General features: G+C 37.7%; 10 protein-coding genes and 1 riboswitch. Of the genes, 5 read left to right on the forward strand and 5 right to left on the reverse strand.

The window, feature by feature from the left end:
- The first annotated feature begins 18 nt into the window (after positions 1 to 18).
- The 5 genes from BAZ10_RS08450 (at position 19) to BAZ10_RS08470 (ending at position 11,174) form a co-directional block, all read left to right on the forward strand.
- Complete coding sequence (locus BAZ10_RS08450; RefSeq protein ID WP_078771669.1) at positions 19 to 1,935, forward strand: fumarate reductase/succinate dehydrogenase flavoprotein subunit; 1,917 nt, start codon at positions 19 to 21, stop codon at positions 1,933 to 1,935.
- A gap of 17 nt (positions 1,936 to 1,952) precedes the next feature.
- Entirely contained in the window at positions 1,953 to 2,702 is a 750-nt protein-coding gene (locus BAZ10_RS08455) for a succinate dehydrogenase/fumarate reductase iron-sulfur subunit (RefSeq protein WP_078771670.1), read from the forward strand.
- Positions 2,703 to 2,897: 195 nt separating this feature from the next.
- The gene (locus BAZ10_RS08460) at positions 2,898 to 7,916 is read left to right on the forward strand and encodes a translocation/assembly module TamB domain-containing protein (protein ID WP_078771671.1); all 5,019 of its coding nucleotides are present in this window, start codon (positions 2,898 to 2,900) and stop codon (positions 7,914 to 7,916) included.
- Complete coding sequence (gene tamL, locus BAZ10_RS08465; RefSeq protein WP_078771672.1) at positions 7,916 to 10,252, forward strand: translocation and assembly module lipoprotein TamL; 2,337 nt, start codon at positions 7,916 to 7,918, stop codon at positions 10,250 to 10,252. Before BAZ10_RS08460 ends, tamL begins: the two co-directional genes overlap by 1 nt.
- A gap of 1 nt (position 10,253) precedes the next feature.
- On the forward strand, positions 10,254 to 11,174 hold the full coding sequence (locus BAZ10_RS08470; RefSeq protein ID WP_078771673.1) for a YihY/virulence factor BrkB family protein: 921 nt from the start codon (positions 10,254 to 10,256) through the stop codon (positions 11,172 to 11,174).
- Between the two features lie 14 nt (positions 11,175 to 11,188).
- Here the strand turns inward: BAZ10_RS08470 and BAZ10_RS08475 are convergent, their stop codons facing one another.
- From BAZ10_RS08475 to BAZ10_RS08495, 5 genes are all read right to left on the reverse strand, one after another.
- Positions 11,189 to 11,854, reverse strand: a complete 666-nt coding sequence (locus tag BAZ10_RS08475; protein WP_078771674.1) for a hypothetical protein — start codon at positions 11,852 to 11,854, stop codon at positions 11,189 to 11,191.
- A 48-nt stretch (positions 11,855 to 11,902) separates the two neighbouring features.
- The gene (locus BAZ10_RS08480) at positions 11,903 to 12,658 is read right to left on the reverse strand and encodes an SDR family oxidoreductase (protein WP_059323451.1); all 756 of its coding nucleotides are present in this window, start codon (positions 12,656 to 12,658) and stop codon (positions 11,903 to 11,905) included.
- A gap of 167 nt (positions 12,659 to 12,825) precedes the next feature.
- Complete coding sequence (locus BAZ10_RS08485) at positions 12,826 to 14,133, reverse strand: voltage-gated chloride channel family protein (protein WP_078771675.1); 1,308 nt, start codon at positions 14,131 to 14,133, stop codon at positions 12,826 to 12,828.
- Positions 14,134 to 14,162: 29 nt separating this feature from the next.
- Positions 14,163 to 14,230: riboswitch (Fluoride riboswitch) on the reverse strand.
- An 85-nt stretch (positions 14,231 to 14,315) separates the two neighbouring features.
- The gene (locus BAZ10_RS08490; protein WP_078771676.1) at positions 14,316 to 14,657 is read right to left on the reverse strand and encodes a cupin domain-containing protein; all 342 of its coding nucleotides are present in this window, start codon (positions 14,655 to 14,657) and stop codon (positions 14,316 to 14,318) included.
- A gap of 11 nt (positions 14,658 to 14,668) precedes the next feature.
- Positions 14,669 to 15,505, reverse strand: a complete 837-nt coding sequence (locus BAZ10_RS08495) for a class I SAM-dependent methyltransferase (RefSeq protein ID WP_185116413.1) — start codon at positions 15,503 to 15,505, stop codon at positions 14,669 to 14,671.
- Between the last annotated feature and the right edge of the window lie 138 nt (positions 15,506 to 15,643).

Raw genomic sequence — 15,643 nt, forward strand, 5'->3', positions numbered from 1 at the left:
TAAATAATAAAAGAGCAAATGATGTTAGATTCTAAAATACCAAAAGGCCCGTTAGAAGAAAAATGGGAAAACTATAAAAAAACAGCTAAGCTGGTTAATCCTGCCAACCGAAAAAAACTTGACGTTATTGTGGTTGGGACAGGATTGGCAGGAAGTTCGATTGCTGCATCCCTTGGCGAGCTGGGATATAATGTAAAAGCTTTTTGCTTTCAGGATAGTCCGAGGAGAGCACACTCAGTAGCTGCACAGGGAGGAGTGAATGCTGCTAAAAACTATAAAAATGATGGTGATAGTGTATACCGGATGTTTGTAGATACCTTAAAAGGAGGTGACTTTAGAGCACGCGAAGCCAATGTTTACCGTATGGCGGAATGCTCTCTTAATCTTATAGATCAGGCGGTAGCACAAGGTGTTCCGTTTGGTAGGGAGTATGGTGGTTATCTGAATAACCGTTCATTTGGTGGTGTACAGGTGAGCCGTACGTTCTATGCCAGAGGACAAACGGGTCAGCAGTTGCTGCTGGGGGCTTATCAGGCGTTGATGAGGCAAGTAGGTAAGGGAAGTGTAGAATTGTTTTCCCGTCACGAAATGTTGGATTTGGTAGTGATTGACGGAAAAGCACGCGGGATTATTGTACGTAATCTGGATACCGGAGAAATAGAGCGGCATGCAGCACATACCGTTGTATTGGCAACCGGAGGTTACGGAAAGATTTACTATCTCTCCACTTTGGCAATGGGCTGTAATGGCTCAGCGATATGGCGGGCGCATAAAAAGGGTGCATTAATGGCTTCTCCAAGCTGGATACAGATTCACCCGACTTCATTACCGCAATCGGGAGATTATCAGTCAAAATTAACGCTGATGTCTGAATCTTTGAGAAATGACGGAAGAATCTGGGTTCCGCTTAAAGAAAATGAAACCAGAAAACCTAATGATATTCCGGAAGAGGAAAGGGATTATTATCTGGAAAGAAGATATCCTGCATTTGGGAATCTGGCGCCAAGAGATATATCATCGCGGGCTGCAAAAGAGCGGATTGATGCAGGTTTCGGAATCGGACCACTAAAAAACGCAGTTTACCTGGATTTTTCCAAAGCTATAAGAGAACAGGGTAAAGATAAAATCAAAGAGAAATACGGAAACCTGTTCGATATGTATCTTAAAATTACGGGTTATGATGCTTATAAAGAACCGATGATGATTTCTCCTTCCGCCCACTTTTCAATGGGAGGTTTGTGGGTAGATTATGAACTCATGACAACAATTCCGGGATTGTTTGCATTGGGGGAGGCTAACTTTGCAGATCACGGAGCCAATCGTTTAGGAGCTAATTCGCTTCTTCAGGCTTCTGTGGATGGTTACTTTATAGCTCCTTATACAATTGCTAATTATCTTTCCGGAGAAATTCATATCGGAAAAATATCGACCGAACATCCTGAATTTGAAAAAGCTGAAAAAGAAGTGAAAGATCAGATTCAGAAATTTATGGAAGTTAAAGGAAATAAAACAGTAGACTACTATCATAAAACCTTGGGTAAAGTCTTATATGATTATTGTGGATTGGCCAGAAATGAAGAGGGATTAAAATATGCAATTGAAGAGATCAGAAAGCTGAAAAACGAGTTTTATCAGAATATTACAATTCCGGGATCCGGGGACCGTATGAACGGAGAGCTGGAGAAAGCAGGAAGAGTTGCTGATTATTTTGAGATCGGAGAACTGATGTGCTACGACGCACTTACCCGTAAGGAATCCTGTGGAGCACATTTCCGGGAAGAATATCAGACTCCGGATGGTGAAGCACTTAGAAATGACACTGAATTTCAGTTTATTTCTGCCTGGGGCTGGAAAGGAGAGGGGCAGGAACCGGAGCTGGTAAAAGAACCTCTTGTTTTTGAAGAAATACAGCCTGTAGTACGTAGTTACAAATAATTTAAATCTAAAAAACTATGCAATTATACCTTAAAATATGGAGACAGAAAGACAGAAATACTGAAGGAAAGCTGGAAGAATATAAACTGGATCAGCTTAATTCTCATATGTCATTTCTGGAAATGCTGGATACTCTGAATGAAAAACTTATTCTGGAAGGAAAAGAACCTGTAGAATTCGATCATGACTGTCGGGAGGGAATCTGTGGACAATGTGGAATGATGATTAACGGGATTGCTCATGGACCGTTGAAAAATACGACTACCTGCCAGTTGCATCTCAGATCTTTTAAAGATGGTGATACTATTGTGATCGAACCATTCCGTGCGACAGCTTTTCCTGTGAAAAAGGACCTTAAAGTGGATCGGTCGGCATTAGACAGAATTATTGCTTCCGGCGGATTTGTATCTGTGAATACCGGGCAGGCACCTGATGCAAAGACAATTGCTATTACTCATCAGCTGGCAGAAGAAGCTTTTGATGCGGCTGCATGTATTGGTTGTGGTGCATGTGTTGCTACCTGTAAAAATGCAAGTGCAGCATTGTTTACTTCTGCAAAGATCTCTCACATGGCTCTTTTACCACAAGGAAAAGAGGAGCGAAATGAAAGAGTTGTAAGTATGGTAAAGCAAATGGATGAAGAACTTTTCGGTCATTGCTCCAATACAGAAGCTTGCGAGGTAGAATGTCCACAAGGAATATCTGTTCTGAATATTGCCCGTATGAACTATGAATACAGCAGAGCATTGTTTTATAAGAAGAACTAACAAGTACCGGATAATACTGTAAACCCTCAGAAATGAGGGTTTTGTTATTTAGATATTAAAGTGCAAAGAAGCCTTATCAAGATTTACAACCTTGATAAGGCAAAAGTTAATTATTTGTGATTTAATTGGTAACTAAGAAAGCTAAGTTCGTATAACAAATATAGGTTTAGTATATTTGTATAAACACAAGCACGCTTGAAGCTGAAAATAAATAAAAAGAAACTTTTAAAACGTATTGTTATAACCATTATTTCAATAGTGGTTTTTCTCAGTTTACTGATATTCAGTTTAAGACTTCCGGTTGTTCAAAACTTTATCAAAGACAGGCTTATTGTTTATCTGGAAAAGAAAATAAAAACAAAAGTAAGCCTTGAAAAAGTTTATGTAGCATTTCCGAATAGTCTGCAAATACAGAATCTTTATCTGAAAGGTCAGGATGTGGATACGCTTCTGGCAGTTAAGAAACTGGATGTGGGATTGAATATGTTGAAACTCATGAATTCTACAGCAGATATTACGTCTGTTGATTTAGAAGGAGTTCAGGCCAATGTGGTTCGTAATCCTGAAGGAAAGTTCAACTTCGATTATATTATCAATGCTTTTGCATCCAGTGATAAGGAAGAAAGCTCCTCGAAGCCATTTATTATTTCACTCAATAAGATAAATCTTAAAGACATTGGGGTTACATTCAAAGATCAGCAGTCTAAGAATGATATTAAACTGTATTTTAAGTCTTTTGATACCCGTGTGAAAACTTTCGATTTACAGAAAAATAACTATGCTGTAAACGATATTAATCTGGATGGTTTAAAGCTGAAACTAAAGCAAGACTTAGTTGCAGAAGTTTCTGAAAAAGTAGCAAAAAAAGTAGATTCACTGAACAAACAGCAACCAATGAAAATTGGTCTTCAGGGAATTAAATTAACCAATTTCAATATTGACTATGGTGATGAGAATACCAAAACTTTTGCAAAAGTTCTGTTTAAAGAACTAAGTACTAAAGTCAATCAGCTTGATCTGGAAAACAATGCCTACAATATAGACAATGTTTTACTTTCCGGGGCGGACATCCGTGCAGACCTTTATCTTCCGACAAAAAAAGCAGATTCTAAAAAAGAAAAGGAGGATCCTGCTGTTTCCGGAAAAGAAAAAGCAATGAAAGTATTATTGGGTAATCTTAATTTTAATGATGTAAAGGTTGTTTATAATAATACAGCTGTTGCTCCAAGTAAGCTGGGCATGGATTACAATCATCTGAATTTTTCCAGAATGAATGTAGATGTCCGCAGCTTTAAAATGGAGAATAATGAATTTGCGGGAACTGTGAAATCTGCTGAGATCAAAGAGAGCAGAGGATTGGACATTCAGCGTCTGACGACCAATTTTACATACGGTGCGAAAGAAGCGTATCTTAAAAACCTGTATCTGCAAACGCCAAAAACAGTTCTGAGAGATGAGGTTATTTTAGGTTATGACTCTGTTGAGCAATTAACAGCCAATCCCGGAGCGATAAAGGTATCGGCAATGATCCGTGATTCTAAAGTTGGTTTTTCGGACATCCTGAATTTGGTTCCGACACTTAGAAATATAGTGCCTTTCAATAAATACCCCAACGCAGTATTGTTAGTAAATGCTAATGCAAAGGGAAGTGTTAATGATCTAATGATTCAGAATTTTAAACTTTCAGGTATTGATCAGCTAAAAGTTGCAGCTTCCGGCCGGATAAAAAATGCTATGAAGCCGGATCAGTTGTATTATGATCTGAAGATTGGAGAACTTTCTTCGTCTGATAAAACTATTTTTAATCTGGTTCCTAAAAATACAATTCCTTCAAATATCTCCTTGCCATCATTTTTCAGTGTGAAAGGTATAGCAAAAGGTACCACGAAGAATGTAAATACCAATCTCAACCTTACTTCTACACTCGGAAATGCTGAGGTAATTGCACAGGTAGATATGCGCCGTAAAAATCATGAATTATATAATGTAAAGGCCGAAATTCATAATCTGCAAATCGGTAAAATTATTCAGAATAAAGATGTTGGAGCAATTACAGCACGAATTGCAGCTAATGGTGAAGGTTTTGATCCTAAGATAGCAAAGGCTGATGTAAAAGGTTATGTACATTCGGCTGTCTATAAGGCTTATCATTACCATGATATGGATCTTACCGGAAAGATAAATCACGGTGCTTACAATGTTGTTTTAGATTCCAAAGATCCGAATGCCAACATGAAATTGGCAGCTTCTGGTGTTTATAATGAGAAGAATCCTACCGTAAAAGTAAATGGAGCTATTACCAAGCTGGATCTGAATAAACTGGGATTCTATGAGAAGCCTATGATTATTGCAGGAAAACTGGATGGTGATTTTAGCAACCTTAATCCGGATGAACTAAATGGCTCTCTGAATCTTCAGAACTTTGCGATTTCAGATACAAAAGAAATTTTTCCGATTCAGGAAATTAATTTCAAAGCGACATCTTCAGGCGATTCCAACGAACTGAATCTCAATTCACAAATTGCAGATGTAAAGCTTACCGGAAAATATAAACTGACACAAATCTTTGGTGCTTTGCAACAGACACTCAATCAGTATTATCAGTTTCAAAAGCCAACCAAAGGTCAGAAAATTCAGCCTGGGCAGCATTTTACCTTCAATGCAAAAATTAAAAACGATAATCTGATCCGTAAGTTTGTTCCGGATCTCAAAGATTTTGAAACAATTACACTGAATGGTAATTATGATGCTGACTCTCAGAAAATAGAAGTAGATGGAAGAATCCCACAGCTGCAATATGGAGAGAACAGTATCCAGAATGCGGCACTTAAAATTACCAATGAGAATCAGGCATTACAATATAATCTGGGTGTAAAGACATTGAAAAGTTCGAGTCTGGCTCTGAATAAAATCAATGTTAATGGTGATGTAGCCAATAATACAATCAATTATAATATCACCACAAAAGACGAAAAAGATAAAACACAGTTCCTGATTGCAGGTAAAGCGAAATCACTAAATGATATTATAGAAATATCGCTTAATCCAAATGGTTTAAAGCTGAACTATGATGACTGGACAGTAGCAGAGAATAATAAAATCCAAATCAGTAATAAAGGAATCTTAGCAGATAATTTCAGGCTTTCAAATTCAGGAAGTGAGATTTTGTTACAGTCAGAAAACAGCTCTCCCAATAGCCCTTTAAATGTTTCGCTAAAGGATTTTAAAATTGAAACCATTACAGAAGTCATAAAGAAAGATTCTCTTCTGGCTAAAGGAACAATTAACGGAACAGCACAGCTGCGCGATCTGACGAAAAAAATGACCTTTACTTCGGATCTTAATATTTCGGATCTTATGGTATATGGAAGTCCGGTTGGAAATGTAGCGGTGAAAGTGAAAAATAATTCGGCTAATATTCTGAATGCCGATGTTGTACTTTCCGGAAATGATAACGATGTAAAAGTACTGGGAGATTATAATATTTCAGCGGGCACATTCGATTTGAATATGGCAATTAACCAGCTTCAAATGAAGACCGTTCAAGGGCTCTCCATGAATGCAATTCATCATACAGAAGGCTATTTATCAGGAAACCTTAAGCTGACAGGAAGTGCGGATAAACCGAATATTTTAGGAAAAGTAAAATTCAATAAAGTAGGATTGGAAATCGCAAAAACAGGAAGTGATTTCAGAAATATAGACGATGAAATTGATTTTACTAACAGAGGAATAGAATTTAATCGTTTCAAAATTAAAGACAAGGACGGAAATGCTCTGACTGTAAACGGACAGGTGCTTACCCAGACTTACAGAGATTTTGCGTTCAACCTGAATGTGAATGCAAAAGATTTTAAAGTTGTAAACTCCGAAAAGACCAATGATGCTATGATGTACGGAATTCTGGCAATTGATGCCGGATTGCGTATCCGTGGAAATCTGGATTTACCGAAGGTTGAAGGAAGGCTGGCTGTTGCCGAAAATACTGACTTTACATTTGTACTGCCACAGTCATCACCTGCATTACAGGAAAGAGACGGAATTGTAGAATTCGTAGATCAGGATCAGGTGGTACTGAATAAAACAATAAAAACAGATTCTCTGAATGCCCAAAGCCGGATTAAGGGAATGGATGTAAGCGTGAATATCGAAGTGAATAAAGAAGCGAAAATGTCTATTGTAATTGATAAAGCCAATGGAGACTTTGTTAAACTTCAGGGTGAGGCACAGCTGACAGGCGGTATTGATCCATCCGGAAAAACAACTCTGGTAGGAGTATATGAAGTTGAGAAAGGAGCCTATGAACTTTCTGTAAGTATGCTGAAACGTAAATTCGATATTCAGAAAGGAAGTACAATAACCTGGACCGGAGAACCAACGGCAGCTATTATGGATCTTACAGCTGTTTATAAAACAGAAACAGCACCAATTGACCTTGTTGAGCAGCAGATTAATCAGGGAGAAACCAATCTCTTTAAACAAAGAATGCCATTTAATGCGTTATTAAAGATGAAGGGTGAACTTCTGAAACCGATATTGTCTTTTGATATTACAACAGATGAAAACAACAATTCCGTTGCTACAAATGTAAAACAGCTGGTAGATGCAAAACTGGCACAGCTGAGACAACAGGAACCGGAAATGAATAAGCAGGTTTTTGCGTTATTATTACTGAACCGTTTTATAGGCGAGAATCCATTCCAAAGCAGCGCCGGACTTTCAGCAGAGACAATGGCCAGACAGAGTGTGAGTAAAATTCTTTCTCAGCAGCTGAATAATCTTGCTTCTGATCTGATAAAAGGAGTTGATTTAAATTTCGGTCTGGAATCAACAGATGATTATTCTACCGGAAATAAAAATACAAGAACAGATCTGAATGTGGATATCAGTAAAAAGTTATTAAATGACCGTCTGAAGGTAACGGTAGGCAGTAACTTCGGATTGGAAGGGCAGGCCCGTCAGAATGAAAATATGACCAATATTGCAGGCGATGTAACAGTAGATTACAGTTTGTCCAGAGATGGCAGATATATGTTGCGTGCTTATCGCAAAAATGACTATCAGGTAGCTTTGCAGGGACAAATTGTAGAAACCGGAATCGGATTTATTATCACGCTGGATTATGATAAGTTCCGTGAGATTTTTCAGAAATCCAAGAAAGAGAAAAGCAAAAAAATAAGAGATAAGAAAAACCAAGTCGTAGAATTTAAATAATGAAAAAAAATAAATTCCATATTTATTATAAATACTGGCTTATTTCGGGGCTGGCTCTATCTCTGCTTTCATGTAGTGGTACAGGTTACCTTAGGGAAGGACAGAACCTTTATACGGGAGGTAGTGTTAAGATTGAAAGTAAGACGATCTCAAAGAATGATAAAAAAGAGCTGCTGACAGCACTTGAAAGTAATCTTACGCCTAAGCCTAATCCTTCCATATTAGGGATGCGTCCTAAATTATTTTTCTATAATATTACAAAAGAGCCTAAAACGGATAAAGGATTCCGTTACTGGATGAAATATAAACTGGGACAGAAGCCTGTGTTGCTAGGGGATGTCGACAGAGAATTCAATAAAGATATTATTGAAAACTATTCAGAGAATAAAGGCTATTTCAATGTAAAGGCCACAGACAGTGTTATTGTTAAAAGCAAAAAAGCACAGGTAATTTACACCGTAAAGCCGGGAGAAAGATATCTGATTAGTCAGGTGAAGTTTCAGAAAGATTCCAGCCTGATTAACAAGGAAATTCAGAATACGACAAAACGAACATTGCTGAAATCCGGAAATCCCTTTGATCTGGATGTTATAAAAGCAGAAAGAGAACGTATAGATAACCGACTGAAAGAAAAAGGTTTCTATTATTTTCATCCGGATAATATCATTGTTCAGGCCGACACCACAGTTAGTAAAAACCATCAGGTAGAGCTTAATGTAAAACTAAAGGATGATACTCCGAAATTGTCGAAAGAGCAGTTTACAATAGATAAAGTTGTCGTTTTTCCTAACTACAATCTGCAGGATGTAAGAAAGGGGATGTATAAAATCCCGATGAGTGAGGACTCGCTGACTCCTTATGCGTATAAAAACATATATGTAATCGATCCTCAGCATAAATTTAAACCTAAAGTTTTTGACAGGGCTTTGTATTTTGAAAAAGGCGATTTGTATAACCGAACCAATCATAACCTGTCTTTAAACCGTTTAATCAATCTGGGGATATTCAAATTTGTGAAAAATGAATTTGTTGTTTCCGATTCGCTGAAAAATAAGTTTGATGCTTATTATTTGCTGACACCAAGGCAAATGCAGTCTTTGCGTTTAGAAGCTCTGGGGCGTACTAATTCTGCAAACTATGGTGGTAGTGAGCTAAATCTGAACTGGACACACCGGAATATTTTCCGTGGTGCAGAACAGTTTAAAGCAGCTGTTTATGGAGCTTTTGATATTCAAATGGGTGGAGGAGATGGTGCTAAAAATATGTTTCGTGCCGGGGTGAATACTCAGCTTTCTATTCCGCGTATCGTAGCTCCTTTCCGTTTCCATTCTTCCAGTGAATTTGTGCCGAGGACCAACATTACTCTTGGATATGAATTCCAAAACCGTAGACAATATTATACACTCAATAATTTTAATGCCTCTTTTGGTTATAGCTGGAAAGAAAATGCCAGAAAGGAACACGAGTTAAAAGTTTTTGACGCTACCTATGTTTCACCGACAAATGTTACGGCAACATATGATTCATTAACAGTGGTAAATCCTGAATTGAGGAGAGCTATTGAAAGGCAATTGGTTTTTGGGCCAACCTATACTTATACCTATACCAATACTATGCAGCCAAAGACCAATACGATCTATTACCGTGGTATGGTGGATTTGGCTGGTACTCTTACAGGTTTGTTTTCCGGGGCTAATGCTAAGGCAGGAAAAGAAAAGAAGATTTTTGGAATACCTTTCAGTCAGTATGTAAAAGTAGAAAACGATTTCAGGTTTTATCACAAATTCGGAGAGAAAAGCTCATTTGCATCCAGATTCATTGCCGGGATAGCTTATCCATATGGAAACTCAGTAACAGTACCGTTCTCCCGTCAGTTTTTTGTGGGTGGAAGTAACAGTATTCGTGCTTTCCGTGCACGTGCTCTTGGGCCGGGTAGTTTTGATCCGAGAAGAAATAACCCGAATGGTCAATTCTTCTTCGATCAGTCCGGAGATATTAAATTGGAAATGAATGCAGAATATAGAGCAAATCTGTATAAATTTATTAATGTGGCAGCTTTTGTGGATGCCGGGAATGTTTGGCTGGTGAACAGCAATCCGGATTTACCGGGTGGGAAATTTTCAAAAGATTTTTTAAGTGAAATAGCAGTAGGCGCAGGTGTTGGTCTCAGACTGGATTTTTCTATTCTGGTACTTAGACTCGATCTGGCAATGCCACTGAGAGTTCCTTACTATGAGAAAGGAAATAGATGGACTTTCGACAGGATTAATTTCGGAGACAGCCAATGGCGTAAAGATAATCTTGTATTCAATATAGCAATCGGATATCCGTTTTAAAATGCTCAAACATATCAAGTTTTTCTGGGAAGTTCTGAGGGACACCTTTACAGAGTGGAATGATTCTTCTGCGATGAAAGATTCTGCGAGTCTGGCCTATTATGCAATATTTTCTATTCCCGGTCTTCTGATCATTATTATCTGGATTGCCGGAAACTTCTTCGGTGAAGAGGCTATTCGTGGAGAGATAAGTGAACAGATCAGCGGATTTATGGGAAAAGATGTAGCCAAAAGCGTGGAAAGTCTGATAGCAGGAGCACTCATAGATAAGCAGAATATTTTTATGAAAGTTGTTGGTGTCGGTGCGCTGGTATTTGGTTCTACAACTTTATTTTTCCAGCTGCAGCATTCTCTGAATACACTTTGGGATATCCAATCGGCACCTAAAAAGGCTTTGCTGAAGTTTCTTCTGGATAGAGCTAATTCACTGGGAATGATCCTTATACTTGGGTTTTTACTCATGATTACCATGATCCTGTCTTCATTGATCAGTTTATTTAACAACTGGATCACTCAGTATTTTGGCTTCGAAACTTATATGTTGGTAGAGTTGGTAAACTTTGCAATTGGTTTCGGGCTGGTAATGCTTCTGTTTGCTCTGATGTTTAAAGTTCTTCCCGATGTACAGGTAAGCTGGAAACCTGTATGGAAAGGAGCTTTATTAACTACTATACTCTTTACACTGGGTAAATTTTTACTAAGCCTTTATTTCGGAAAAGTAAAACCTACATCAGCATTCGGAACAGCCGGAACGGTTATTCTGATTATGATGTGGATCAATTATACCTGTATGCTTATTTTCTTCGGTGCAAAGTTCACCAAAGTATATGCTTATAAAAAAGGTTATAAAATTATTCCTTCCAAGCACGCCAAATGGAGTCAGGCGAAACTCTATGCTGAAAGCCTGAAACCGGAAGACTAATATTTGGTATTGAATTAATAGTAAAAATAAAGCTTCGGTTTAAATTTAATCTCAGTAGCCTTATAATTGTCCATTGTTACTTTTGGAAACTTATAAGTATAGGTTTCAAATGAGCTTACATTCTTTTTAGGATCTTCAATATCATCACAGCTGCCTGTATCTTTTGTAATATTAATTTTCTGGGTAGAGAAATTGATGTCATAAGTATAATCGAAGTCACAGGTATCCCAATATCTGTATTTAGAACCAATCAGATACCAGTCATTACTCTGGTATCTGAATATTTGTTTATAGCTCTCAGTTCTTCTGGAATTGTTATGGGTTTCCTGCTCAATAATAAGAGTGTTGTTCTTGATGCTGATACTAACCAAGGGATCCGAAGTTTCTTCGAAACAGAATCCGCACTCTTTACTGCCCCATAAAATATTTGTATTCTTTTTGAATAGCTGATATTGGTTGCTGTTGTCCTGTTTTAGAATATAAAGAACTCTGGAATAATTTTTTTTAGGATCCTTTGTCTGGTTGAGGTTGCAAACAATTACTTTTTCATCTTTTCCGTCTCTATCCAAATCACCATATACTGTTTCTACTACTGTACAGTTTTTCGGTAATTGAAAATGTTGTGCAGAATACATGGGAAGTGATAAGGTAAATATGAGTACTGAGAAGTAATATTTCATTATTTGGATTTATTGATCACAAATATACATTATTCCGGGATCTGCTTTTTACGAACTGATTACAGAGATACCGGCATCAACTGCTAATTCTGCTCCATGGATATAAGAAGCTTCCTGTGAAGCCAGAAAAAGCACCGCGTTGGCTATTTCAGATGGTTCACCCTGTCTCTTAAAGGGAATTGTCGGGATAAGATTTTGTACAGCTTCATCAATCTGTTCTTTGTTCAGGCCTGTATTGCTGAATATATTGGTTTTAATATGTCCGGGACTAATACCATTTACACGAATGCCTTTTTCTGTGAACTCAGCAGCAAAGGTCTTGATAAAAGATTGTACCGCCGATTTAGCCGCTGAATAAACGGAAAAATATGGGGTTCCGATCTCAGTAACAAAAGAAGTGTTTAAAACAACAGAACTACCTGATTTCATCAGTGGAAGTATTTGTTGGACTGTAAAGAAAACACCTTTTACCAACATATTGAATAACTCGTCAAAATGTGCTTCGTCGGCTTGTGCTACAGATGCAAACTGTCCATAACCAGCATTTACGAACAGCAAATCGATGGTGTTGGTATACTGTTTTATGTTTTCCTGCAAAGCGAAAACATCTTTCATATTTCCGGCATCCGATACGATTCCGAAAGCTCTCTCTCCTAATCTATTTACTGCATTATGCACCGTAGCAGTACTTCGGCCTGTAATAATGGCAAATCCACCTTCCTCTATAAATTTTTGTGCGGTAGCATAACCCATTCCGTTAGTTCCGCCTGTAATAAGGGCAAACTTATTTTTAAATCTTTGCATGATATTTTGTTTATAATAGTATTGCAAAGATTGATATTAATGTAGGCGAATAAAACCCGAAACTTGCTGAGTTAATTATAAGTAATGAGTAATGTTTAGTGATACAGGACTTTAATATGTATAAGCCTTAAATCTAACCTCTAATTTCTAACTTCTAACTTCGTACTTTAAAGATCATTTAACCTTTTCCCCTGATAGCTTATAAACCTTGAATGCTTAGGCTCACCAATCATCTGTTTGCCATAAATACTGTTATTACCAGATAATAAGTAGGCAACAACACAAGCAATAGCGACATAAACACCGCATTCACTTCCAAAGAGTTCGATAGCCATGATCATACAAGCAATAGGAGTATTGGTTGCTCCGGCAAATACCGCTACAAATCCCATTCCTGCCAAAAGTCCGGGCGGAAGCGGAATGAAATAGCTTAATGCATTTCCCAGTGTAGCGCCAATAAAGAACAATGGAGTTACTTCGCCTCCTTTGAATCCTGCGGATAAAGTCACAATGGTGAAAATCATTTTCAGTGCAAAATCATACGCTGGCAATTGCTGATCGAAAGAAGCTACAATAGTCGGAATTCCCAGTCCTATATATTTTGTAGTTCCTATAGCCCATACTGCAGAAGCCACAATAATACCACCAACAAAAGGTCTTAACGGTGGATAAGATATTTTAGATTTAAAAATTCTTCCAGCGAAATGTATAGCTTTACTGAAGGCAGAAGCACATAATCCGAAGAAAATTCCGGCAATAATAGCATAGATAATATTCAGGAAAGAAACATCAGGAATGATGTTGATATGATAGTGGGTATGGTGTGTCTGCCATAATTTGGTTACCAAATCTGCAATAATAGCAGCCGAAAATGCAGGAAAGATAGCATTGTATCTTATTCTGCCGATCAGAAATACTTCCAGTCCAAAGATAGCACCTGCTAAAGGTGTACCGAAAACCGAACCAAATCCGGCAGCTATAGCAGCAATAATTAAAATAGCCCGCTCACCAGAATTGAGCCTGAAAGGTTTACTGAATTGGTATGCAATAGCACCTGCCATTTGTAATGCAGTACCCTCGCGTCCTGCAGAACCTCCAAAGAAGTGTGTGGCAATGGTTCCTATATATACAAATGGTGCCATCCGGAAAGGGATAATCTGTTTAGGATCGTGGATAGTGTCTATTAGTAGATTGTTTCCGGCTTCTATATCTTTGCCCAGATAGTAATACAGTAATCCTATAAGGAAACCCCCTATTGGTAAAAGAGCGATTAACCATAAATGATTTTCCCTGAAATTAGTGGCCCAGTCCAGTGTTTGTAAAAAGAATGCCGAAGCAGATCCTATTAAAGTACCTATAAACAGAGTGATGAGTAACCATCTGAAAATATAAAGGGTAGAAGGGTAGCGTCTGAAAAATACCTGTAAGGACAAATTGAATTTTCTGCTGGTTGTTTTTTCTTTTTTTGTTGACATAATGTACCTGATAAAATGTTAGACATTTAATTTAATCAGGCGTCATCAGCTCCTCAGAAGCGGTTGGGTGAGGAAGAACACCATTTCCTTTTTTTTGTATGACACAAATTTAGAGATATTTATTTATTTATCCACAACAAATTTTAATTCATTTTTTGCAAACGCTGTTTCATCGTCAGATTTTATAAATTAATTCGATCCCCATGAGACTTAGGTTCAGAAATTACCAAAAATTCTAAATCTTCAGATGATTTATTCAGAATATGATGCTTTAATTCCGGTTCAATATGAAAACTTTGTCTTTCGTGGACAGTGAAAGTTCCGTTTTCGGTTTCAAAAGTAGCTGTTCCCTTCAGAATGTAAAAAAGCTGTTGTGTCTTAGTGTGATAGTGGTAAGATTCTTCTGTGCCTGCAGGCATTTTTTCCTGAATAACACTTAGTGAATCAGTTTTCAAAAGGTGCCATCCGTCACAGGCTTCTCCCCAATTATAATGTTCTGTATTGTTGATGTCCCTGATGCTCATTCAATTTAATTTTATATTCTGGCTAATAAAAAAACTTCACCACTTGCAGGAGATAATCCGTCAGTTCGGTTCTTAAAGTACAAATCCCTCATATCCTGCGTATAAATAAGTTTGGTATCGTTAAGGCCGGATTCTTTTGCTATTGCTATTATTTCTTCCGGAGAAAAAAAGCTGATGAAAGGCGTCCCTGCTCGCTGAGCTCCTTTATTGGCCATCTCCTGCATAGGTTGGTCTTCTTTTTCCAGTAATTCCAAAGGTAAATAGAAGCTGATAGCAATGACAGATCCGGTTGCAAGGCTTGCCATATGATTTAGCGTCTTTATAATGGCAGCTCTGGTAAGGTATAATGTAACTCCGGTACAGGCAATAACGGAAGGTTTGTGAATGTTGAACCCTGTTTTCAGTAGTTGTTCCCACCACGATGATTTTTCAAAATTTACGGGTACAAAATGTAGATTTTCCGGAATATGAAATCCTGTTTCAAGTAATCTTTTTTGTTTCCATGCAAGAGTTTCTGGCTGATCTATTTCGAAAATCTGAATCTTGGATGCTATATCCGGATTTCGCTGTGCAAATGTATCGAGGCCGGAGCCTAAAATTACATATTGATCTGTTCCTTTTTTACTTTCAGTTATGATCAGATCTTCAATATAACGGGAACGCGCTACAACAGAGGCACGGAGTCGCTGTGTATATTTTATATCAGGCCGTTCCTGCCATTTCTCTTCAGGAGCAATCAGCTGTAATCCTACAGTGTCTTCAAGAATATAAGGTTCCGCATCTGCCTGTATATGAAAAGCTCTCCATAATGCAGTTCTTACAGCTGTGTTATCCGGCTGCTGTTCCATAATACTGTTTTTTTAGATTTACCTAATATAAAATTACAGCTAACCCAGGATATGAACAATAGGATTCTTAGATTTATTATTGTGTATAAATAACAAAACCTCCTGAGCAATCAGGAGGTTTTTATTGTGGATAAGTTT

Origin of the sequence: Elizabethkingia occulta, from assembly GCF_002023715.1 — a bacterium.
Lineage (GTDB): Bacteria > Bacteroidota > Bacteroidia > Flavobacteriales > Weeksellaceae > Elizabethkingia > Elizabethkingia occulta.